General features: G+C 73.6%; 18 protein-coding genes. 5 read left to right on the forward strand and 13 right to left on the reverse strand.

All coding sequences use genetic code 11. The features are described 5' to 3' along the window. Positions 1-83 precede the first annotated feature (83 nt). The 6 genes from D1J60_RS14420 to rsmI all read right to left on the reverse strand — a co-directional run bounded on the left by D1J60_RS14420 (position 84) and on the right by rsmI (position 6,156). Positions 84-983, reverse strand: a complete 900-nt coding sequence (locus tag D1J60_RS14420) for a 4-(cytidine 5'-diphospho)-2-C-methyl-D-erythritol kinase (RefSeq protein ID WP_125821368.1) — start codon at positions 981-983, stop codon at positions 84-86. Continuing rightward, a complete protein-coding gene (rsmA, locus tag D1J60_RS14425) occupies positions 980-1,891 on the reverse strand; it encodes a 16S rRNA (adenine(1518)-N(6)/adenine(1519)-N(6))-dimethyltransferase RsmA (protein ID WP_125603519.1) in 912 nt (303 codons plus the stop codon). Before rsmA ends, D1J60_RS14420 begins: the two co-directional genes overlap by 4 nt. Next, the gene (locus D1J60_RS14430; protein ID WP_125821369.1) at positions 1,888-3,420 is read right to left on the reverse strand and encodes a resuscitation-promoting factor; all 1,533 of its coding nucleotides are present in this window, start codon (positions 3,418-3,420) and stop codon (positions 1,888-1,890) included. The genes rsmA and D1J60_RS14430 overlap by 4 nt, the downstream gene beginning before the upstream one ends. Before the next feature lie 158 nt (positions 3,421-3,578). Further along, complete coding sequence (locus D1J60_RS14435) at positions 3,579-4,523, reverse strand: TatD family hydrolase (protein WP_241253264.1); 945 nt, start codon at positions 4,521-4,523, stop codon at positions 3,579-3,581. Positions 4,524-4,607: 84 nt separating this feature from the next. Continuing rightward, positions 4,608-5,099, reverse strand: a complete 492-nt coding sequence (locus D1J60_RS14440; protein WP_241253265.1) for a hypothetical protein — start codon at positions 5,097-5,099, stop codon at positions 4,608-4,610. Positions 5,100-5,259: 160 nt separating this feature from the next. Then, the gene (rsmI, locus tag D1J60_RS14445) at positions 5,260-6,156 is read right to left on the reverse strand and encodes a 16S rRNA (cytidine(1402)-2'-O)-methyltransferase (RefSeq protein ID WP_125821370.1); all 897 of its coding nucleotides are present in this window, start codon (positions 6,154-6,156) and stop codon (positions 5,260-5,262) included. A 67-nt stretch (positions 6,157-6,223) separates the two neighbouring features. Between rsmI and D1J60_RS14450 the strand changes: the two genes are divergently transcribed. The 3 genes from D1J60_RS14450 to D1J60_RS14460 all read left to right on the forward strand — a co-directional run bounded on the left by D1J60_RS14450 (position 6,224) and on the right by D1J60_RS14460 (position 10,710). After that, positions 6,224-7,990 carry a phospholipid carrier-dependent glycosyltransferase gene (locus D1J60_RS14450; RefSeq protein WP_125604138.1) on the forward strand — a complete coding sequence of 589 codons (1,767 nt, stop codon included), beginning with the start codon at positions 6,224-6,226 and terminating at the stop codon, positions 7,988-7,990. Between the two features lie 79 nt (positions 7,991-8,069). Next, entirely contained in the window at positions 8,070-9,719 is a 1,650-nt protein-coding gene (locus D1J60_RS14455; RefSeq protein ID WP_125821371.1) for a penicillin-binding transpeptidase domain-containing protein, read from the forward strand. Between the two features lie 511 nt (positions 9,720-10,230). After that, complete coding sequence (locus tag D1J60_RS14460) at positions 10,231-10,710, forward strand: YbaK/EbsC family protein (protein ID WP_125606117.1); 480 nt, start codon at positions 10,231-10,233, stop codon at positions 10,708-10,710. 62 nt (positions 10,711-10,772) lie between these two features. On the opposite strand, the gene D1J60_RS14465 is transcribed toward D1J60_RS14460, so the two are convergent. From D1J60_RS14465 to D1J60_RS14480, 4 genes are all read right to left on the reverse strand, one after another. Further along, entirely contained in the window at positions 10,773-11,936 is a 1,164-nt protein-coding gene (locus D1J60_RS14465; RefSeq protein WP_206436525.1) for a serine hydrolase domain-containing protein, read from the reverse strand. Between the two features lie 144 nt (positions 11,937-12,080). Further along, positions 12,081-12,887 carry an ABC transporter ATP-binding protein gene (locus tag D1J60_RS14470; RefSeq protein WP_241253266.1) on the reverse strand — a complete coding sequence of 269 codons (807 nt, stop codon included), beginning with the start codon at positions 12,885-12,887 and terminating at the stop codon, positions 12,081-12,083. Then, positions 12,875-13,636 (reverse strand): cobalt ECF transporter T component CbiQ, encoded by a 762-nt coding sequence (cbiQ, locus tag D1J60_RS14475; RefSeq protein WP_125605163.1) that lies wholly within the window; start codon positions 13,634-13,636, stop codon positions 12,875-12,877. Before cbiQ ends, D1J60_RS14470 begins: the two co-directional genes overlap by 13 nt. Position 13,637: 1 nt before the next feature. Further along, positions 13,638-14,699 carry an energy-coupling factor ABC transporter permease gene (locus tag D1J60_RS14480; RefSeq protein WP_125821373.1) on the reverse strand — a complete coding sequence of 354 codons (1,062 nt, stop codon included), beginning with the start codon at positions 14,697-14,699 and terminating at the stop codon, positions 13,638-13,640. Between the two features lie 176 nt (positions 14,700-14,875). On the opposite strand from D1J60_RS14480, the gene D1J60_RS14485 reads away from it, so the two are divergent. Then, positions 14,876-15,268, forward strand: a complete 393-nt coding sequence (locus tag D1J60_RS14485) for an SsgA family sporulation/cell division regulator (RefSeq protein WP_125821374.1) — start codon at positions 14,876-14,878, stop codon at positions 15,266-15,268. Between the two features lie 170 nt (positions 15,269-15,438). Here the strand turns inward: D1J60_RS14485 and D1J60_RS14490 are convergent, their stop codons facing one another. Both D1J60_RS14490 and D1J60_RS14495 read right to left on the reverse strand, forming a co-directional pair. Next, positions 15,439-17,649, reverse strand: a complete 2,211-nt coding sequence (locus tag D1J60_RS14490) for an MMPL family transporter (RefSeq protein ID WP_125821375.1) — start codon at positions 17,647-17,649, stop codon at positions 15,439-15,441. Positions 17,650-17,835: 186 nt separating this feature from the next. Then, entirely contained in the window at positions 17,836-18,414 is a 579-nt protein-coding gene (locus tag D1J60_RS14495) for a TetR/AcrR family transcriptional regulator (RefSeq protein WP_125824027.1), read from the reverse strand. A 224-nt stretch (positions 18,415-18,638) separates the two neighbouring features. Here D1J60_RS14495 and D1J60_RS14500 point away from each other — a divergent pair, with 224 nt between their 5' ends. After that, positions 18,639-21,902 (forward strand): S41 family peptidase, encoded by a 3,264-nt coding sequence (locus tag D1J60_RS14500; protein ID WP_125821376.1) that lies wholly within the window; start codon positions 18,639-18,641, stop codon positions 21,900-21,902. Between the two features lie 169 nt (positions 21,903-22,071). Here the strand turns inward: D1J60_RS14500 and D1J60_RS14505 are convergent, their stop codons facing one another. After that, positions 22,072-22,260: a hypothetical protein gene (locus tag D1J60_RS14505; RefSeq protein ID WP_125821377.1), complete on the reverse strand. Its 189-nt coding sequence runs from the start codon at positions 22,258-22,260 to the stop codon at positions 22,072-22,074. Between the last annotated feature and the right edge of the window lie 5 nt (positions 22,261-22,265).

Raw genomic sequence — 22,265 nt, forward strand, 5'->3', positions numbered from 1 at the left:
GGCGCGGGTACTCATCCCCGCCCTAGGTACCCGGCGCCCTTCCCGCGCCGGGCGGCCCCGGGGCCCGGGCCGACGGGCGGGCCTCAGGAGACGGCCGTGGCCCCCGGTGCCGGGGAGGAGGTGACGCGCGTGGCGCGGCAGGTGCCGGAGGCCTCCAGGGCGGCGGCGACCGTCGCCGCGGACTCCGCGTCCCGGACCAGGAACGCCGTCGTCGGACCCGACCCGGAGACCAGCCCGGCCAGCGCCCCCGCGTCGGCGCCCGCCGCGAGGGTGGCGGCCAGCTGCGGGCGCAGCGACAGCGCGGCGGCCTGCAAGCCGTTCGAGCCGGGCAGTACGGCGGCCAGCGCGTCGGCGTCACCCGAGGCGAGGGCCGCGAGCAGCGCCGGGGAGGCCTCGGGCGCGGGCACGTCCGTACCGGCGGTCAGCCGGTCGAACTCCCGGAACACCGCCGGGGTGGACAGGCCGCCCTCGGCGACCGCGAACACCCAGTGGAACCGGCCGGCGTCCACGGGGGTCAGGAACTCGCCGCGGCCGGTGCCGAGCGCGGCGCCGCCCACGAGGCTGAAGGGGACGTCGCTGCCCAGTTCCGCGCAGATCCCCAGGAGCTCCTCGCGCGGGGTGTCCAGCTTCCACAGCAGGTCGCACGCCAGCAGCGCGCCGGCGCCGTCGGCGCTGCCCCCGGCCATGCCGCCGGCGACGGGGATGTTCTTCGCGATGTGGAGGTGGACGGCCGGCTCGATGCCGGCCCGGGCCGCCAGCAGCTCGGCGGCGCGGGCCGCCAGGTTGCTGCGGTCCAGGGGCACCTGGTCGGCGTCGGGGCCCTCGCAGGTCACCGTCAGCGCGTCGGCGGGGGTCGCGGTGACCTCGTCGAACAGGGAGACGGCCAGGAAGACGTTGGCCAGGTCGTGGAAGCCGTCGGGGCGGGCGGCGCCCACCGCCAGCTGGACGTTGACCTTCGCGGGGACGCGTACCGTCACGCTCACAGCGCGGGCCTCGGGGCGGCGGGCTTGTGCTCGGCGATCGCGGCGAACTGCTCCACGGTCAGGGACTCGCCGCGCGCCAGCGGGGAGACGCCGGCGCCGGCCAGCGCCTGCTCGGCGGCGGCGGCCGAACCGGCCCAGCCGGCGAGCGCGGCGCGCAGGCCCTTGCGGCGCTGCGCGAACGCGGCGTCGACGACCGCGAACACCTCGGCCTTCGAGGCGGTGGTCTTCACGGGCTCGGCGCGCCGGACGAGGGAGACGAGTCCGGAGTCGACGTTCGGCGCGGGCCAGAAGACGTTGCGGCCGATGGCTCCCGCGCGCTTGACGTCCGCGTACCAGGCGGCCTTGACGGAGGGGACCCCGTACACCTTGTTGCCGGGGCGGGCGGCGAGCCGGTCGGCGACCTCGGACTGCACCATGACGAGGGTCCGCTCGATGCTCGGGAAGCGGTCGAGCATCGTCAGCAGGACCGGCACGGCCACGTTGTAGGGGAGGTTCGCGACGAGCGCGGTCGGCGCCGGGCCGGGCAGCTCGGTGACGAGCATCGCGTCGGAGTGGACCAGCGCGAAGCGGTCCTTCTTGTGCGGCATCCGCGCCTCGATGGTGGCGGGCAGCGCGGCGGCGAGGATGTCGTCGATCTCGACGGCGGTCACCCGGTCCGCGGCCTCCAGCAGGGCGAGCGTCAGCGAGCCCAGGCCCGGCCCGACCTCCACGACCACGTCGTCCGGCCGCACCTCGGCGGTGCGCACGATCCGGCGCACCGTGTTGGCGTCGATGACGAAGTTCTGGCCCTTCTGCTTCGTCGGACGGACGCCGAGGACGGCGGCCAGCTCTCGGATGTCGGCCGGCCCGAGGAGGGCGTCGGAAGGGACCTGGGAGGTCTCGTGGGGCTGCTGCTCTGCGGTGCTCACCGCTCAAGCCTACGGCCGCAGTGCGGCCACGGACTCGCCCCCCGCTGCACGTAGAGCTTCTTCGCCCGGTACGTCTGCTCCGAGGCGGACGCGTCCTGCGGGCGGCCGCTGCCGCCGAGGGCCTGCCAGGTGCTCACGTCGAACTGGTAGAGGCCGCCGTAGGTGCCCGAGGGGTCGGTGGCGGAGGGGCGGCCGCCGGACTCGCACTGGGCCAGCGCGGACCAGTTGAGGCCGTCGGCGCCGGCCACGGAGGTGGGCAGCGGCTTCGTGCCGACCAGGACGCGCTGGCTGACGGGCTCCCGCACGACCTCCTCGGCGATCTTCCGGGGCTGCTGGCGGACCCCGTTGACGGTGCGCAGGGCGTAGGTGACCCGGCGCGCCCCGGGGCGGCCGACGCGGTCGACGACCTCGGTGCCGGCGAAGAGGCCGGGGTCCTCGACGCGTTCGGTCTCGTACGGGATGCGTTCCTCGCGGACCTCGCGGGTGCCGGTGATGCGCAGCACGGTGACGGTCTGGCCGTCGCGGGGGAAGGAGTCCGGGGGGACGGAGGTGGTGTCCTGGCCGTGGAGGGTGATGCCGGCCTGGTCGAGGGCCTCCTTGACGGTGGCGGCGTTGGTGCGGATGGTGCGTTCGCGGCCGTCGGCCATGAAGGTGACGCCGCGTTCGGTGCGCACGCCCAGGGTGAGGCCGGAGCGGGGGACGGTGGCGGTGCGGGGGGTGGAGAGGTAGGCGCCCTCGACGCGGACGCCGAGCTGGCGCAGGGCGCCGTCGACGGTGCGTGCGGTGGTCCACAGCTGGCGGGTGGTGCCGTCGAGGGTGAGGCGCAGGGGCCGGCCGTAGCGGACGACGACCTGTTCGCCGTCGTCGAGGGCGGAGCCGGGCGCGGGGGCGACGAGGTCGTGGGGGCCGACGCCGAGGCCTTCGGACGCGAGGAGTTCGTCGACGCTCCCGGCGAAGGTGTGGAGGGTGCGGGGCACTCCGTCGACGGTGAGCCGGACGGCCTTGTCGGCGGCGACGAAGGCGGTGGTGCCGCCGGCCAGGAAGGCGACGACGAGGGCCTGCGGGACGATGCGCCGCCAGCTGCCGCGGGCGGGGGCCGGGGCGGCGGCGCGGCCGGCCGGGGCGGGGGCCGGGGCGGGGGCCGGGGCGGGGGCCGGGGCGGCGGCGGGGGCCGAGCGCCTGCGGCGGCCGGATCCGGCGCCGGGCGGGCGGCCGGGGGCGGGGTCGGTGCCGGGGGCCAGGGCGGGCGGTGGCGGGGGTTCCGCGGTGGTGGCGCGGCGGCGGCCGCCGGAGGGGGCGGCGGCGCGGCGGCGGGCGGCCCGGCGGCCCTCGCCGCGGGGGCCGGGGACCTGCGGCTCGGGGGCGGCGGCGCCGTACGGGGCGGCGTACGCGTCGGCGTACGGCTCCTCGTGGGGCGGCGCGTCGTACGGGGCGTCGTACGGGTCCGCGTACGGGGCTTCGCGCGGGTCCGGGCCGGGTGGGGTGTCCGGCCACGGGGCACGGCGGTGACTGCCCTGCGTTTCGCTCACGTCGCTCGCTCCACTGGTCCGGCCCCCGGCTGCTCGGGCACGGCACCCTAGCGGCAGGGGGCGTCACGCACCAAAGCCGTTCGACCACCCAGCGTGTCGGGCGAACGCCTGCGCGAAGGAGGGTGTGAAGCGGGGGCGGAGCGGGGGCCGGCGGCCGGTCAGTAGTCGAAGGCGCGCGCGGTGTTGGCGGCGAGGGCGGTGGCCATGGCGTCCTCGTCGATGCCGCGGACCGCGGCCATGGCGCGGACCGTCAGCGGAATGAGGTACGGGGCGTTGGGCCGTCCGCGGTAGGGCGCGGGGGTGAGGTACGGGGCGTCGGTCTCCACCAGCACCAGTTCCAGCGGCGCCACCGCGAGGGCCTCGCGCAGCGGCGCGGCGTTCTTGAAGGTGACGGTCCCGGCGAAGGACATGTAGTAGCCGGCGGCCGCGCACTCGCGGGCCATCTCGGCGTCGCCGGAGTAGCAGTGGAAGACGGTGCGCTCGGGGGCGCCCTCCTCGCGCAGCACGCGCAGGACGTCGGCGTGGGCGTCACGGTCGTGGATGACCAGGGCCTTGCCCTGCCGCTTGGCGATCTCGATGTGGGCGCGGAAGGAACGCTCCTGCGCGGCCATGCCCTCGGGGCCGGTGCGGAAGTAATCGAGGCCGGTCTCGCCGACCGCCTTGACGTGGTCCAGCGCGGCCAGCGCCTCGATCTCGGCGAGCGCGTCGTCGAGCGCGGACTGGCCGCCCCCGGGGCGGGCGCCCTGGCGGGACCGACCTCCCCCAGCCCTAGGGGGCTGGGAGGTGCCCCCAGGGTCCCCGTGGACGATCCGGGGGGCCTCGTTCGGGTGGAGGGCGACGGCCGCGTGGACGTTGGCGTACGCGGCCGCCGTCTCGGCGGCCCAGCGCGAGCCCTTCACGTCGCAGCCCACCTGGACGACGGTGGTCACGCCCACGGACGCGGCCTTCGCGAGACCCTCCTCGACGGTGCCGGACTGCATGTCGAGGTGGGTGTGCGAGTCGGCGACAGCCACCCGCAGCGGCTCCGGCAGCGGGGGCGGTACGTCCTTCGACGCGGCCTTGGCGGCGGGGGCCGGAGAGGAGGGGGAAGGGCTGGGGCTCATGAGCCGATCTTATGACCGCTCGCGCGGCCGCACCCAAGCCCTTTCCCGCGCCCTGCCCGGTGGCCCTTCCCGCGGGCTACGGCCCTACGACCGCTTGAAGAAGGCGCGGAGGCGCGACAGCGGCCCGCGGCGCCCCTCGGACGCGTCCACGGCCACCGGCCCCGGCGAGTCGTGCGACGGCGTCCGGCGCTGCTTCGGCGGGCGGGGGGCGTTCTCGCCGGCCGGGACGGGGCCGGCGATCCCGGGGGCGATGCGGTGGTGGTAGAGCCGGTCGATCGTGCCGAGCACCGTGGAGACCTGGCCCGCGCGCATGATGCGTACGACGTGTCCGCCGCAGTTGAGGCAGGTCGGGTTCGACAGCGGGGAGGGCACCCGCTCCCCGTTCACCGTGTACATGATGAACGGCTCGCCCTTGCCGTCGACGTGGTGCTCTATCGCGTACGCCTGCTCCCAGCCGTAGCCGCACTTCATGCACGCGAACGAGTAGGCCTCGTGCACGGTCGGTACGCCGGAGGTGGGAACGGGTGCCGGTGCCGCGGCCGTGACGGGTACCGGGGTGTCTGCGATCTCACTCATGCCAGCTCCTCTGGTTCCACTGGTGCCATTGCCAGTGGACGCCTCTTCGGGCGGGAGCGCATCAGGCCATGTCCAGTAATGGACGGTCCTTGGCCGAGTCATGCCCAAAGGGGCCGGTGCGCGGTCTGAGCTTTGCTTTTCAGATTAGCTCTTTACCGTCTTACGGCATCTTTTGTGTCGCGTTCTTTGCCGCGACGACCGCGTCGAAGACCTCGCGCTTGGGTACGCCGGCCTCGGCCGCGACCGCCGCGATGGCCTCCTTGCGACGCTCCCCCGCCTCCTCGCGCACGCGTACCCGGCGCACCAGCTCCTCGTCGTCGACGTCACCGGGCGCGGCGGCGGGGGCGCCCTCCACCACGACGGTGATCTCGCCGCGCACGCCCTCGGCCGCCCACGCGGCCAGGTCGCCGAGCCCGCCGCGCTTGACCTCCTCGTACGTCTTGGTCAGCTCGCGGCACACGGCGGCCCGCCGGCCGGCGCCGAACACCTCGGCCATGGCCGCCAGGGTGTCGTCCAGCCGGTGCGGGGCCTCGAAGTAGACGAGGGTGCGCCGCTCGCCCTCCACCTCGCGGAGCCGGCCCAGGCGCTCGCCCGCCTTGCGCGGCAGGAAGCCCTCGAAGCAGAAGCGGTCCACCGGCAGCCCGGACAGCGCGAGCGCGGTGAGCACGGCGGACGGCCCGGGCACGGCCGTGACCTTGATGTCCTTCTCGACGGCGGCGGCGACCAGCCGGTAGCCGGGGTCGGAGACGGAGGGCATCCCGGCGTCGGTCACCAGCAGCACCCGCCGGCCGGCCTCCAGGGCCTCGACCAGTTCGGGGGTGCGGGCGGACTCGTTGCCCTCGAAGTACGACAGGACGCGCCCGGTGGTGTGCACGCCGAGCCCCTGCGTGAGCCGGCGCAGCCGCCGGGTGTCCTCGGCGGCGATCACGTCGGCCCGCTCCAGCTCGGCCGCGAGCCGGGGCGGGGCGTCGGCGAGATCGCCGATGGGGGTCCCGGCGAGGACGAGTACGCCGTGGGAGGAGGGGGCTTCGGCACCGCGGGGCTGTTCAGCTGTCACCGGCCCATCCTCTCATTGGGGCTCGTGGGGGCTGGGGCTCCACAGGGGCGTTCCCTACGATGATCCGGTGACCAGTACCGCGACGCCGCCGCCCAGCCCCGCGGGGGCCCCGCCCGTCCGGCCGGGCGGAGGCGACTCCGACTACGAGCCGCCCGTGTGGCTGCGCCGCCTGCGCGGGTTCGGCTACGCGCCGGCCGCACCGGTGACCGACGTCCGCACCCGCCTCGTGCCCCCGTACGCACGGCCGTCCGCGCAGCTGTGGACGGCGCTCGGCGTCCCCGAGCCGGCCCGGCGGACCTGGCAGCGGGTGATGGCCTGGGCGGGACCGCTGCTGGTCACGCTGGTGGCGGGGGTGCTGCGGTTCACGCACCTGGGCAGCCCCAAGGCGGTGATATTCGACGAGACGTACTACGCCAAGGACGCGTGGGCCACCATCAGGCAGGGCTACGAAGCCAGCTGGCCCAAGGATGTCGACAAGTCGATCCTGTCGAATCCCGACGCGGTACCGCTCCCCCTGGACCCCGGCTACGTCGTACACCCGCCCGTCGGCAAATGGGTGATCGGCCTCGGCGAGTGGATGTTCGGCTTCACCCCCTTCGGCTGGCGGTTCATGACCGCCGTGCTCGGCACCCTGTCGGTACTGATCGTCTGCCGCGTCGGCCGCCGTCTCTTCCGCTCCACCTTCCTCGGCTGCCTGGCCGGCGCGCTGCTGGCGGTCGACGGACTGCACCTGGTGATGAGCCGGACCGCCCTGCTCGACCTGGTCCTGATGTTCTTCGTCCTGGCGGCCTTCGGGGCGCTGGTCATCGACCGGGACAAGGCGCGCGCCCGGCTCGCCGCCGCCCTGCCCGTCGACGAGGAGGGCCGCGCCCGCCCCGACGTCACGGTCGCGGAGACCCTGAAGCTGGGCTGGCGCCCGTACCGGCTGCTGGCCGGCGTCTGCCTCGGCCTGGCCTTCGGCACCAAGTGGAACGGCCTCGTCGTCCTGGCCTTCTTCGGGATCCTCACCGTCCTGTGGGACGCGGCCGCGCGCCGCACCGCCGGCGCGGGCGCCCCGTACGCGGCGATGCTGCGCCGCGACGCGCTGCCCGGATTCCTGTCGACGGTGCCGGTGGCGATCGCCGTGTACCTGGCCTCCTGGACGGGCTGGATCCTCAGTCCGGACAACGGCAAGGGCGGCTACTTCCGCGACTGGGCCGCCAAGTACGACCAGGGCAGCGCGCTGTCCTTCCTCCCCGAGTGGCTGCGCAGCCTGTGGCACTACGAGACGGAGGTCTACAAGTTCCACGTGGGCCTGACCTCCGGCCACACCTACGAGTCGAACCCGTGGAGCTGGCTGGTCCTGGGCCGGCCGGTCTCCTACTTCTACGAGTCCCCCTCGCCCGGCACCGACGGCTGCCCGGCGTCCGAGGCCGGCAAGTGCGCCCGCGAGGTGCTGGCCCTCGGCACACCGCTGCTGTGGTGGGCGGGCTGCTTCGCGCTGCTGTACGTGCTGTGGCGGTGGTTCTTCCGCCGCGACTGGCGGGCGGGCGCCATCGCGTGCGCGCTGGGCGCGGGCCTGCTGCCCTGGTTCAACTACCAGGAGCGGACCATCTTCTACTTCTACGCGGTGGTCTTTGTCCCCTACCTCTGCCTGGCGGTGGCGATGCTGGTCGGCGCCCTGCTGGGACCGGCGGGCTCCTCGGAGCGGCGGCGCGCGGTGGGCGCCATCGGCGCGGGCGTACTCGTCCTCCTGATCATCTGGAACTTCATCTATTTCTGGCCGATCTACACCGGCCAGACCCTGCCCATGGACTCGTGGCGTGGCCGGATGTGGCTGGACACCTGGATCTGACCCGTTACTGAGAGGTAAGGTCTCCTCACAGGTTCTTTGAACATGTTCAGAGAACGGGGGCTCCTGGGGAGGGGACGCAGTGAACGGGGCGGCGAAGGGTGCCATCGTCGGCGGGGTGTTCCTCGCGATGGCCGGCGGTACCGCGTACGGGGTGTACGCGCTGGTCGGGGACGCCGGCGACGGCGGCGCGGGCGACCGCGCCACGACGAACAGGACGGCGACCGCCGCCAAGGGGGGAAGCGGGCCGGTCACCGAGAAGGAGGCCGCCGCCACCGCGAAGGCCTTCCTCGCGGCGTGGGCGGCCGGCGACGACGCCACGGCCGCCGCGCTGACCAACAACACCCAGGCCGCGCAGACCACGGTGGCCGACTACCGCGCCAAGGCGATGGTGTCCAAGGCCGTCATCACCCCCGGCGCGGCGGAGGGCGCCTCGGTGCCGTTCAAGGTCGAGGCCGAAGTCAGCCACCAGGGCACGGCCAAGCCCCTCGTCTACGACTCCCGCCTGACCGTCGTCCGCGGCACCGAGAGCGGCAAGCCGCTCGTCGACTGGCAGCCCTCGGTGATCCACCCGCAGCTCCAGAAGGACGAGAAGCTGCGCACGGGCACCCCGGCGAGCCCGCCGGTCAAGGCCGTCGACCGCAACGGCAAGGAGCTGACGCCCGAGCAGTACCCGTCGCTGCGGCCGGTGCTGGACTCGCTGCGCAAGACCTACGGGGAGAAGACCGGCGGCACGGCCGGCGTCGAGCTGTGGATCGAACCGGCCACCCAGGACGCGCCGAAGCGGAGCCTGCTGACGCTGGTGGAGGGCAAGCCGGGGGAGATCCGGACCGTCCTGGACGCCGACGTGCAGGCGGCGGCGGAGAAGGCCGTCGCCCAGCACCCGGAGGCGTCCGTGGTCGCCGTCCAGCCGAGCACCGGCGACATCCTGGCGGTGGCGAACCACCGCAGGGACGGCTTCAACGCGGCGATGCAGGGCCGGCGGGCGCCCGGCTCGACGATGAAGATCGTCACGGCGGCGATGCTGCTGGAGAAGGGCCTGGTGGCGGCCGACCGCCCGGCGGACTGCCCGCAGAGCGTCTCGTGGGACGGCAAGGTCTTCCACAACCTGAACAACTTCTCGCTGAAGGGCCAGCCCTTCTCGACCAGCTTCGCCAAGTCCTGCAACACGGCCTTCATCGGCCTGATCGACGAGGTGCGCGACAACGGGGCACTGCCGAGGGTGGCCAAGGAGGCCTTCGGGATCGGGCTGGACTGGAAGACCGGCATCCCGTCCCAGGACGGCAGCGTGCCGGTGACCTCCGGCCCGTCGGCGGCCGCGGAGTACATCGGCCAGGGCGCCATCCAGATGAACCCGCTGAACGTCGCGTCGATCACGGCGACCGCCCGGACCGGGGTGTTCCGCCAGCCGGTGCTGGTCAAGGCCTCGCTGGACGGGCGCACCCTGGCCACCGCCCCGCGCGCGCTGGCACCGGGGGTGTCGGCGCAGCTGGTGAAGATGATGAAGCAGGCCGCCGGCCCCGGCGGCACGGCGGCGGGCGCCATGTCCTCCGTGGGCGGCTCCGACAAGGGCGCGAAGACCGGCTCGGCGGAGGTCGACGGCGCGGCGGCCCCGGACAGCTGGTTCACGGGCTTCCGGGGTGATGTGGCGGCGGCCGCCATGGTCGAAGGCGGCGGTCACGGCGGCGACTCGGCGGGCCCCATCGTCGCCACGGTCCTGAACGCCTCCTGACGGGGGCCCGCACCGCACGAGGCCGCCGCCGGCGGGGCCGCGGCCCCGAGCCGGAGGACCACCGGCCCCGTCCCACTACCGCCCCCGGCCGCGCGGTACCCGACCACCCGGCCACCCGGCCCCGGAGGCCCGGCACACGGCCGCCGGAACAGCCCGCCGGGGGCGGAGCGGGGGCGGCCGGGGCGGGCGCGGCCGGGGCCAGGGCCGAGACGGCCGGGGCGGGCGCGGCCGTGTCGGGAGCGCGACGGCCGGGGCGGGCGCGGCTTGGGCGGAACCGGGACGGCCGAAGCCAGGGCCGGCGCGGCGGATGCCAGCGCCGGGGGCCGAAACGGCACACGCGGGCCGGCCGCGCGCGGGGAACGACCGGCGGGGCGGCACACCTGAGAGCTCCGGCCGCAGCCGGAACGGGGGATGCCGACGCCCGACCTCCCCGGGCCGGGGACGGGAGCCCGATGGCGGGGCCCGGGGTAAACGCGTGGCCCCGGCCCCCGCACAGCGCTAGCGTCCCGGCATGACGACCAGCACCCCGCACCCCCTCTTCGCCCGGGCCCTCACCGAGCTGGGCCTCGACCTCGACGTCCGCGCCTTCCCCGAAGGGACCCGTACGGCCGCCGACGCCGCCGCGGCGATCGGCTGCGAACTCAGCCAGATCGTGAAGTCACTGATCTTCGCGGCGGACGGGGTACCGGTCCTGGTCCTCATGGACGGCGCCTCCCGGGTCGACGTCGAGGCCGTGCGGCGTCAACTCGGCGCCGCGAAAGTCACCCGCGCCGACGCCGCGCTCGTCCGCGAGACCACCGGCTACGCCATCGGCGGCGTCCCGCCCTTCGGCCACCGCACCCGCACCCGGGTGCTGGCCGACCGCTCGCTGCTGGAGCACGACGTGGTCTGGGCCGCCGCCGGCACCCCGCACACCGTCTTCCCCATGGCCCCGAAGGAGCTCATCGAGCACGCCGCGGCCGCACTGGCCGACGTACGCGAAGGGACCTGATCAAGACGGGAGCCGCAGCCGCCGGTTCCGGCCGCCCCGCCCCCGCCCGCTGCCGTACGGCGTCAAAGGCAGGACCGCAGCGCCCGCACCAGCGCCTGCGCGCGCGGGTCGGCGGTGACCGACTTGGCGTGCGCGTTGGTGACGTAGCCGAAGCCGATCCCCGCCTCCGGGTCCGCGAAGGCCAGGGACCCGCCCCGCCCCGGGTGGCCGAAGGAGGCCGGCGACAGCAGCGGGGACGCCGCCCCGTGCAGCATGTAGCCCGGGCCGAAACGGGTGTTCACGACCAGCACCCGGTCCGGCCCGGACGCGAACTCCGTGCCGGCCAGCGCCGTGGTGGCGGGGGTGAAGATCCGCGCCCCGTCCTCCACCACGCCGATGGTCGCCCCGTAGAAGCGGGCCAGGGCGCGCGCCGTGCCGATGCCGGCGGAACCGGGGAGCTCGGCCCCCTGGTAGACGGGGTCGTTCTCGTCCGGCGCGGGGTCGATGGCCGCGAAGGCGCGCCGGGTGAGGGAGTCCGGGTCGGCGTACGCCTCGGAAACGTTTCTCCTCGGCCGGGTCTTCAACAGCCCCGCGCTCGCCGGCGGCTCCACCGGCGCCACCCGGCCCACCCGCGGCGCCTCGCTCTCCGGCAGGCCTATCCAGAAGTCCAGCCCCAGCGGCTCGGCGATCTCCTCCGCGAGGATCCCGCCGACGGTGCGGCCCGTCGCCCGCAGCACCAGCTCGGAGACCAGCCAGCTGAAGGTCTGCGCGTGGTAGCCGTGCTCGGCGCCCGGCTCCCAGAAGGCCCGCTGCGCGGCGACCGCGCGCGCCCCGCTCACCCCGTCGGCGGCCTGCGCCGTGGTGAGCCCCCGGTCCAGCGCGGGCACGCCGGCCTGGTGGGCGAGGAGGTGACGGACCAGGGTCTTCTCCTTGCCGCCGGCCTTGAACTCGGGCCAGTACGAGCCCACCGGCGCGTCCAGGTCCAGCAGTCCGCGCTGATGCAGGAGGAGCGGGACGGCGGCGGCCACACCCTTGGTGGCGGAGCGCACGATCGTCACGGTGTCCTCGGCCCAGGGCCCGGCGGCGTCGCCGTCGGCGTCCTTCGTGCCAGCCCACAGGTCGACGACCTTGCGGCCGTCCCGGTACACGGCCACGGCCGCGCCCCGGTCCCCGAGGACCTCGAAGTTGCGCGCGAAGGCGTCTCTGACGGGCTCGAAGCCCTCGGTCACCACACCCTGGATGTTCACGAGCAGGCCAACAACCAGCGGCCGCCCCTTATGCCGCGGACCGCGCCCGGCCGGCCCGCACCACACCCCGACACCACCAGCTAATGCCACACGGCAACGCGGCGGCATTAGCCGCCACGTCACGTCACCACCTGGCGAGCCGCCCTACGCCGCCGCCACCGACCGCGGGTCGAAGCCGAACGGCAGCTCCAGCCGGTGCTCCCGCATCAGCGCCTCGTCGCACAGCAGGTCGCGGGTGCGCCCGTCGGCGGCGATCACGCCCTCGCTCAGGATCACCGAGCGCGGGCAGAGTTCCAGCGCGTACGGCAGGTCGTGGGTCACCATCAGCACCGTCACGTCCAGCGACCGCAGGATGTCGGCGAGCTCGCGCCGCGAGGCCGGGTCCAGGTTGGAGGAGGGCTCGTCCAGGACGAGGATCTCCGGCCGCATCGCCAGTACGGTCGCCACCGCCACCCGCCGGCGCTGGCCGAAGGACAGGTGGTGCGGCGGCCGGTCGGCGAAGCCGGCCATGCCGACCAGTTCGAGCGCCTCGCGGACCCGATCCTCCAGTTCCGCGCCCCGCAGGCCGGCCGCCGCCGGGCCGAAGGCCACGTCCTCCCGCACGGTCGGCATGAACAGCTGGTCGTCGGGGTCCTGGAAGACGATGCCCACCCGTCGCCGGATCTCGGCGAGGTTCCGCTTCTCCACGGGCAGCCCGGCCACGCTCACCGAGCCGACCCCGCCGCCGAGGATGCCGTTGAGGTGCAGCACGAGAGTGGTCTTCCCCGCGCCGTTGGGGCCGAGCAGTGCGACCCGCTCCCCGCGGCCGACGGTGAGGTCGACCCCGAAGAGGGCCTGGTGCCCGTCGGGGTAGGCGTAGGCAACCCCGGACACCTCCAGGGAGGGCTCGGACGCAGCGGCGGAGGAGGAGGAAGGAGAAGGAGAAGGAGAAGGAGACGTCACAGCGTCCATCCCATCAGACAGACGGCCAGCGCCGTCACGGGCAGCACGGCCGAGTACGCCCACTGGGCGCGGGTGGCCGTGACGTCGTCGATCACCGGCATGGAGCCGGCGTAGCCGCGGCTGACCATGGCGAGGTAGACCCGCTCGCCGCGTTCGTAGGAGCGGATGAAGAGGGCGCCGGCCGTCTTGGCGAGCACCCCCCAGTGCCGGACGCCGCGCGCCTCGAACCCGCGCGAGCGGCGGGCGATGGACATGCGGCGCAGCTCGTCGGTGATGACGTCGCCGTACCGGATCATGAAGGAGGCGATCTGGACGAGCAGCGGCGGCAGCTTCAGCCGCTGGAGTCCCAGCAGCAGGGCGCGTAGTTCTGTGGTGGAGGCGAGCAGTACGGAGGCGGCCACGCCGAGGGTGCCCTTGGCCAGGACGTTCCAGGCGCCCCAGAGGCCGGAGACGCTCAGGGACATGCCGAGGACCTCCACGCGTTCGCCCTGGGACACGAAGGGCATGAGCACGGCGAAGAGGACGAACGGCACCTCGATCAGCATCCGCCGCAGCAGGAAGCCCGCGGGGATCCGGGCGGCCGCCGCGACGGCGGCGATGAGGACGGCGTACCCGGCGAAGGCCCACATGGCCTCGCGCGGGGTGGACACGACGACGACCACGAAGGCGAACGTAGCGGCGATCTTGCAGTGTGGCGGCAGCTCGTGCACGGGCGAGTGCCCGTGCCGGTAGAGCTTGTGCGCGTGGCCGGCTCCCATGTCAGCCGGCTGTCGGGGCGGCCGTGGACGTCGCGGTCAGGTCCTGCGCGCGACGGCGGCGCACGGCCCAGAACACGCCGGTGCCGACGGCGACGGTCGCGCCGACGCCGATGACGCCCGCGAGGCCGCCGGACAGCCGGGCGTCGGAAACGTCCTTGACGCTGTAGTCGGCGAGCGGGGAGTCCGCGGCGGCGTGTTCCTCGACCTTGGTGTCGATGCCCTTGTCGGCGGCGACCTTCTCCAGGCCGTCGGGGCTGGCGGAGGCGTAGAAGGAGACGAAGCCGGCCAGTACGAGGGCGGTGGCCAGGCCGGTCAGCCAGAGCTTGCGGGTGGAGCGGGCGGCGGCCGGCACCGGGGTGGCGGCGGGGGCGGGGGCGTCGACCAGTTCGCCGCCGACGCGCAGCTTCAGCGGGGCGGTCAGCCGGCGCGCGCCGTGCACCAGGTCGGGGCGTACGGCGATCACGGCGCCGACGGTCGCGGCGGTGATGGCGGCTTCGCCGATGCCGATGAGGACGTGGACGCCGACCATGGCGGTGATGACCTTGCCGATCGGGACGTCGGTGGTGCCGCCGAGGGCGTAGAGGGCGGTGAAGGCGGCGGCCGCGGCGGGCACGGAGAGGAGGGCGCCGGCGAAGGCGGCGACGGTGACCGAGCGGCGGCCGGCGGGCAGCAGCTTGAGGAGGCCGCGGAAGACGGCGTAGGCGACGACCACGGTCACCACGGCCATGTTGAGGACGTTGACGCCGAGGGCGGTGAGGCCGCCGTCGGCGAAGAGGATGCCCTGCATCAGCAGGACGACGGACACGCAGAGCACGCCGGTGTACGGGCCGACGAGTATGGCGGCGAGGGCCCCTCCGAGGAGGTGGCCGCTGGTGCCCGCGGCGACCGGGAAGTTGAGCATCTGCACGGCGAAGATGAAGGCGGCGACGAGGCCGGCCAGCGGGGCGGTGCGCTCGTCGAGCTCGCGGCGGGCCCCGCGCAGGCTGACCGCGACAGCGGTGGCGGCCGCTACTCCTGCGGCCACCGAGACGGGTGTGTTGATGAATCCGTCGGGCACATGCATGGAGTAGCTCCGCATCCTCTTTCTCGCACAAGTCTTTAACCGTTCAAGAGTAGTGCCCAGTTGCAAACCGTTGGCAAGAGCAGCCAGGTCACAAATAGATCCGTGCGGTTTCGTCGGAATGTGCGAGGCTGGACGGACAAACGGACTGAAATGTTCCGATTAGAGGAGTCTTGTCGATGTCAGCGACCGCCGAGAATCCAGCAGCCACCGCCACACCGACCGCCGTCGAGGAGCGGGTGCGTGCCCGCGTCATCACCGACGAGCCCCTCTACCGGGCCATTCCGGTGGCCCTGCGCTTCACCCCCGCCGAGCCGCTGGCCGTGCGCGTCGTCTTCCCCGCCGAACTGTCCCCCGAGGACACCGACAACGAGTGGGTCTTCCCCCTGGCCCTCCTGGAGGCCGGCCTGCTGGCCCCGTCGGGGAGCGGAGACGTACGCGTCTGGCCGTGCGGGCGCGTCCAGGTGGTGATCGAGTTCCACTCGCCCGAGGGAGTCGCCGTCCTCCAGTTCGACAGCGCCGCGCTGCGCCGCTTCCTGCGCCGCACGTACGCCACCACCCGGACGGCGTAGCGCAACGCCACCGGCCCCGCACCTGGGCTTCCAGGTACGGGGCCGGCGTTCGGCAGGTGTGACTTTCCGGGCCCAGGGTTGACGCCCGGCGTTGACGCGGGGCGTTGGCCAGAACCGGCGGTCCGGACCGCGGCCCGGCCGAGGCCGGGCCCGCGGTCCTCGCCCGCGGATCAGGCGTTGACGAGCGCGCGCTCCTTGTCGGGGTCCTCCGGCGAACCGGCGTCGGAGGCGGACTCGCCGAGGTGCTTGCGCAGGCTCTCGCCCTCCACGTCCACGTTGGGCAGGATCCGGTCGAGCCACTTCGGCAGCCACCAGGCCTTGTGACCGAGCAGCGCCAGCACCGCCGGCACGATGGCCATGCGGACCACGAAGGCGTCGAAGAGGACGGCGACCGCCAGGCCGAAGCCGATCATCTTGACCATCGAGTCGCTGGCGCCGAGGAAGCCGGAGAACACGGCGATCATGATGACGGCGGCGGCCACGACCACGCGGGCGCTGTACTGGAAGCCGGTCACCACGGCCTGGCCCGGCCGCTCGCCGTGGACGTACGCCTCACGCATGCGGGTGACCAGGAAGACCTCGTAGTCCATCGCCAGGCCGAAGACCACGCCCACCATGAAGATCGGCATCATCGACATGATCGGACCGGTCTGCTCCACGCCGAAGAGCGAGCCGAGCCAGCCCCACTGGAAGACCGCGACGACCGCGCCGAGGGCCGCCACCACCGACAGCAGGAAGCCGAGCGCCGCCTTGAGCGGGACCAGGATCGAGCGGAAGACCAGCATCAGCAGCAGGAAGGCGAGGCCGACGACGAGCGCCAGGTAGGGCAGCAGCGCGTCGTTCATCTTCTGCGAGAAGTCGATGTTCATCGCGGTCTGGCCGCTGACGAACACGTCCTTGCCGTTGCCCTCGCGGATCTTGTGGACCAGGTCCTCGGTCTCGGTGGAGGACGGCCGGTCCTTCGGGATCACGCTGACGATCGCGGCGTCCTTGGCCTCGTTCTGGAGCGGCGGCATCACCGCCGCCACCCCGTCCAGGCCCTTGATCCGGTCGGCGGTGCTGTCGGCCAGCGCCTTGTCACCGTCGACGACCACCATCAGCGGACCGTTGAAGCCGGGGCCGAAGCCCTCGGACAGCATGTCGTACGCCTTGCGCTGGCTGGTGGAGACCGGCTTGGAGCCGTCGTCCGGCAGGCCCATCTCCAGCTTGCTCGCGGGGATCGCGATCACGCCGAGGCCGATCACACCGGCCAGCAGCACCACGACCGGGCGGCGCAGCACGAAGCGCGCCCAGCGGGTGCCGCCGTTGGCCTTGGGCTCGGCGCCGGCCGGGCGGCCCTTGCCGAACAGCTTGCTCTTCTGGCCGGCGGGCAGCACCTTCCTGCCCGCGAAGCCGAGGATCGCGGGGACCAGCGTCAGGGCGACGAGCACCGCGATGACCACCGTTCCGGCGGCGGCGACACCCATCTTCGTCAGCATCGGGATGTTGACGACGGCCAGGCCCACCAGGGCGATGACCACGGTCAGACCGGCGAAGACCACGGCGGAGCCGGCGGTTCCGGCGGCGCGGCCGGCGGCCTCGTCGCGCTCGCGGCCCTCGGCGAGCTCCACGCGGTAGCGGGAGACGATGAAGAGCGCGTAGTCGATGCCGACCGCCAGGCCGATCATCATCGCGAGGGTGGAGGTGGTGGAGCCGAGGTCCAGGACGTTGGCGAGCGCGGTGATCGAGGACACGCCGATGCCGACGCCGATCAGCGCGGTCAGCAGCGGCAGCCCGGCGGCGACCAGCGAGCCGAAGGTGATGACGAGGACGATGCCGGCGATCAGGATGCCGATGGCCTCGCCGGAGCCCGTCTCCGGGGCCTCCATCAGCGCGTCGCCGCCGATCTCCACCTGGAGGCCGGCCTTCTGGGCCGCGTGGCCCGAGTCCTTGAGCGCCTCCCGGGTGTCGTCCTTCAGCTCCATGCCGCTGACCTTGTACTTCACGCTGACGTAGGTGGTGGAGCCGTCCTGGCTCACCGCCTTCGTCTGGTACGGGTCGTCGACGGTGGCGATCTGGGCGGCGCCGTCGCCGCTCTTCAGCCCGGAGATGAGCTTCTCGACCTCGGCCTTGGGGCCCGGGTCGGTGACCTTGGCGCCCGCCGGGGCCTTGACGACGATGCGGGCGGTCGCGCCGTCGGCGGACATGCCCGGGAACTTCTCGTCCAGCAGGTCGAAGGCCTTCTGGGCCTCCGTGCCGGGTATCGAGAACGAGCCGGAGGTGGGCGCGGAGGCCGTCGCGGCGCCGAAGCCCGCGGCGACGAGCAGCGCCACCCATACGAGGGCGACCAGGCCGCGGCGCCTGAAGGCGCCACGGCCGAGCCGGTAGAGGAAGGTGGCCACGTCGTGGTTCTCCCGTTTCAGGTCGTGGGATGGATCCGGGACGGATCTGGGCGTGGAAAGCCGGCCCGACGACGAGAGCGGCGTGTCAGGAGCAGCAGGAAGGACGTTCTGTACTTCTGGGGAGCTGTGCTCCGCGCGTTCGTGCGGCCGGGGAGCCGGCCGCGGGCGGAGCACCCGGGCGGGACGTCAGACGCCGAGGGCGGGGAAGACCACGGCGTCGATGAACTGGCCGAGGAAAGCCCGGTCGACGGACCGGTCCTCGATCAGCGGCAGTGCGATGAACGCCCCGATGAGCATGTGCGGCACGAAGTCCAGGGCCGGGCAGTCCGGCCGGATCTCGCCCCGCTCGACGGCGCGCCGCAGCATCGCCTGGAGACCGTTGATCTCCGGGTCGACGAGCAGGTCGCGCAGTGCCCGGTGCAGCTCCGGGCTCTCGTGGACGGCATGGGCCAGGCCCCGCATCAGCGCGGTGTCCTTGGCCATCTGCGCGTCGTCGGAGCGCTCGACCATCATCGCGAAGTCCCCGCGCAGGGTGCCCGTGTCGATCTCCCTCAGGGAGACCGGCTGGGTGCATCGCAGGGCCTTGGCGACCAGCTCAGGCTTGCTCCCCCACTGGCGGTAGAGGGTGGCCTTGCTGGACTTCGTACGGGCGGCGACGGCGTCCATGGTCAGCGCCTCGTAGCCGACCTCGCGCAGGAGGTCGAGGACCGCCCCGTGGAGTTCGGCTTCCCGTTCGGGGGTGATCCGGCTGCGTCGGGCCGACATGACGTCGGTCACCCGGCAACTCGCCTTCATCGCGACCTCCTCCGAACGAAACGGTTCCGTACTCTTCAGAGCCTACCTCCCCGCCTAACGAAACGAAACCGTTCCGTTTCGCTAGTGGGGTGGCGTGGGTCACGCGGCCGGCACACGCATGCGTCACCCACACGGGCGCCACACGGTCACCTGTACGAGTTGCCGGGCCCCTCCGGCACGGAAAGCATTGGGGGGTGAGTCACGACGTCGCGTACCTCCGCTTCCCGCACCTCCACGACGACCTGCTGTGTTTCGCCACCGAAGACGACCTCTGGGTCGCCCCCCTGGTCCCCGAGGGCCAGACCCCCGGCCGCGCCTGGCGCATCACCGTCGACCGCACCCGCGTCGGCCACCCGCGCTTCTCCCCCGACGGACGGCACATCGCCTTCACCACCTGGCGCAGCCTCGACCCGGAGATCCACCTCGCCCCCGTCGACGGCGGCCCCGCCCGCCGGCTCAGCCACTGGGGCTCCACCGACACCCGGGTCTGCGGCTGGGACCCGGACGGCAACATCCTGGCCGTCTCCTCGCACGGGCAGCCCTTCTCGTACTACTCGTGGGCCTACAAGCTGCCCACCGACGGCAGCCCCGGCGGCCGCCTCCCCTGGGGCCCGGTCTCCGACATCCAGGTCGCCGACGTCGACGGCGAGCACCGCAGCCTGCTGCTGACCGGCAAGCCCCCGCACGAACCCGCCTCCTGGAAGCGCTACCGGGGCGGCGCCACCGGCCGGCTCTGGCTGCACGGGCGACGGCTCCTGGAGGACATCGAGGGACACCTCGAATCCCCGATGTTCGTCGACGGCCGGATCGCCTTCCTCTCCGACCACGAGGGCATCGGCAACCTCTACTCCTGCCTGCCCGACGGCACCGGCCTGCGCCGCCACACCGACCACGACGAGTTCTACGCCCGGCACGCCTCCAGCGACGGCTCCCGCGTGGTCTACCAGTGCGCGGGCGACATCTGGCTCGTGGACTCCCTCGCCGAAGGGGCCTCGCCGCGCAAGCTGCCGGTCCGCCTCGGCGGCCCGCGCGCGGGGCGGCGTACGTACCAGGTGCCGGCCGCCAGCAACGTCGACTCGCTGTCCGTGGACACCACCGGCCGGGCCAGCGCCGTCGTCGTGCGCGGCAGCCTGTACTGGCTCACCCACCGCGACGGCCCCGCCCGCACCATCGCCGACACCCCCGGCGTGCGGGTCCGGCTGCCCGAGATGCTCGGCAGCGGCGGGCAGGTCGCGTACGTCACCGACGCCGAGGGCGAGGACGCGATCGAGATCGCCTACCTGCCCCGCGCCTCCGGCGACCGCGAGCCGCGCCGGCTGGCCTCGGGCGAGCTGGGCCGCGTCACCGAACTGCTGTCCGACCCCGACGGCGAGCGGCTCGCCATCGCCTCCCACGACGGACGGCTGCTGCTGCTCGACGCGACGGAGGAGTCCAGAGGAGAGGTCACCGAACTCATCCGGTCGATCAACGGCCCCGTCACCGACCTCGCCTTCTCCCCCGACGGCTGCTGGCTGACCTGGTCACACCCGGGCATCGGACGCTCCCTGCGGCAGATCAAGATGGCGAAGATCTCCGGCCCCGGCGCACCCGTCGTCGTCGACGTCACCAACGGCCGCTTCGAGGACGAGAACCCGGTCTTCACACGGGACGGCCGCTACCTCGCCTTCCTGTCCTGGCGCGGTTTCGACCCGGTGTACGACGTCCACACCGGCGACCTGTCCTTCCCGCTGGGCTGCCGCCCCTACCTGGTGCCGCTGTCCTCGGCCACCCCCTCCCCCTTCGCCTTCTCCCCCGACGGCCGGCCCGCCGCCGGCGGACTCGACCCCGTCGAGGGCGAACCGGACGAGGGCGACGGCACCGTCACGGTGGAAGTGGAGGGCCTGGAGAACCGGGTCACCCCCTTCCCCGTCTCCGCGTCGAAGTACTCGGCCCTCCACCCGGTGCACGGCGGCGGACTGGTCTGGCTGCGCTGGCCGATCTCCGGCGCGCTCGGCGAGACCTTCGCCAACCCGGCCGACACCAGCGGCAAGCCGACGCTGGAGCACTTCGACATGACCAAGGCGCGCAAGACGGAACTGGCGTCGGGGCTGGACTGGTTCGCGGTCAGCGGCGACGGCACCCGGCTCGTCGTCAACGACGACGGTGACCTGCGCGCCGTGCCGGCCACCGAATCGGGTGACGGCGACTCCACCGTCTACCTCGACCTGCGGCGCATCCTGCACGAGGTGGACCCGGCGGCCGAGTGGCGCCAGGCCTTCGAGGAGGCCGGCCGGCTCATCCGGGCGTACTTCTGGGAGCCGAAGATGTGCGGCATCGACTGGGACGGCGTGCTGCGCCAGTACCGGCCGCTCGTCGAACGCGTCGCCTCCCCGGACGAGTTCGCCGACCTGCTGCGCGAGGTCCTCGGCGAACTCGGCACCTCGCACGCCTACGTCTCCCCCGCCCGCCGCAACGAGGGCCCGCCCCACTACCAGCGGGCCATCGGGCTGCTCGGCGCCAACCTCGTGCACCGGGAGGAGGGCTGGGTGGTCAAGCGGATCCTGCCCGGCGAGTCCTCCGACTCCAAGGCCCGCTCCCCGCTCGCGGGCACCGGCATCCGCGACGGCGCCGTCCTCACCCACGTCGACGGCCGGTCCGTGGACCCGGTCGCCGGCCCCTACCCGCTGCTGTCCGCGGCCGGCGGCACCACCGTCGAGCTCACCTTCCGGCCCGCCGAGGGCGAGGGCCGCGCCCGGCGCGTCGCGGTCGTACCGCTGATCGACGAACGTCCGCTGCGCTACCAGGACTGGGTCTCCAAACGCCGCGCCGTGGTCCGCGAGCTCAGCGGCGGCCGCTGCGGCTACCTGCACATCCCCGACATGGGCGGCTCCGGCTGGGCGCAGTTCAACCGCGACCTGCGCATGGAGATGTCCCGGCCCGCCCTGATCGTGGACGTACGCGGCAACGCGGGCGGCCACATCAGTGAACTCGTCGTGGAGAAACTCACCCGTTCGATCCTCGGCTGGGACCTGACGCGCGACGCGCAGCCGGTCTCGTACGCCTCGAACGCGCCCCGGGGCCCGATCGTGGCACTGGCCGACGAGGCGACCTCCTCCGACGGGGACATGATCACCGCCGCGTTCAAGCTGCTGGGCCTGGGACCGGTGGTGGGCCAGCGCACCTGGGGCGGGGTGGTCGGGATGACCGGCCGGCACACCCTGGGCGACGGGACGGTCATCACCGTGCCGATGAACGCCGCCTGGTTCCCGGAGTACGGCTGGTCGGTGGAGAACCACGGCGTGGAGCCGGACCTCGCGATCCTGCGCACCCCGCTCGACTGGGCGGAGGGGCGGCACGCGCAGCTGGACGACGCCGTGCACCTGGCGCTGGAGCTGCTGGAGCAGGACCCGGCGGCCGTGCCGCCCGGCTACACCGACGTACCGGACCGCCGCCGTCCGAAGCTGCCGCCGCGGGAGTAGGCGTACGGGCCGCGGGAGTAGGCGTACGGGCGGCCCGTACAAGCGGCAGCGGCACGGCGGCGGTGCACGCGGAGCGGAACACGGCGGCGGTACACGCGGAAGGGGCGCGATCCGGACCTCCTCGGTCGGACCGCGCCCCTCGGCGCGTGCTGGGCCGTCGTTCCAGGACTCAGGTCCGGTCGTCGAGCTCGCCCCTGATGTCGTCGGCCGGCCGCTGGGACCTGGACCTCATGTCCTTCTTCTGCTGCTTGGCCTTCGCGGTGCGCTCGGACATCTCGCCCTCGGCTCCCTGCTTGGCCTGTTCGGCGCGTTCCTTGATCTCGTTGGCCTTGTCCTGGAACTGGTCCTTGATACCCATGCTTC

This window comes from Streptomyces sp. W1SF4 (assembly GCF_003950035.1).
GTDB lineage: Bacteria > Actinomycetota > Actinomycetes > Streptomycetales > Streptomycetaceae > Streptomyces > Streptomyces racemochromogenes.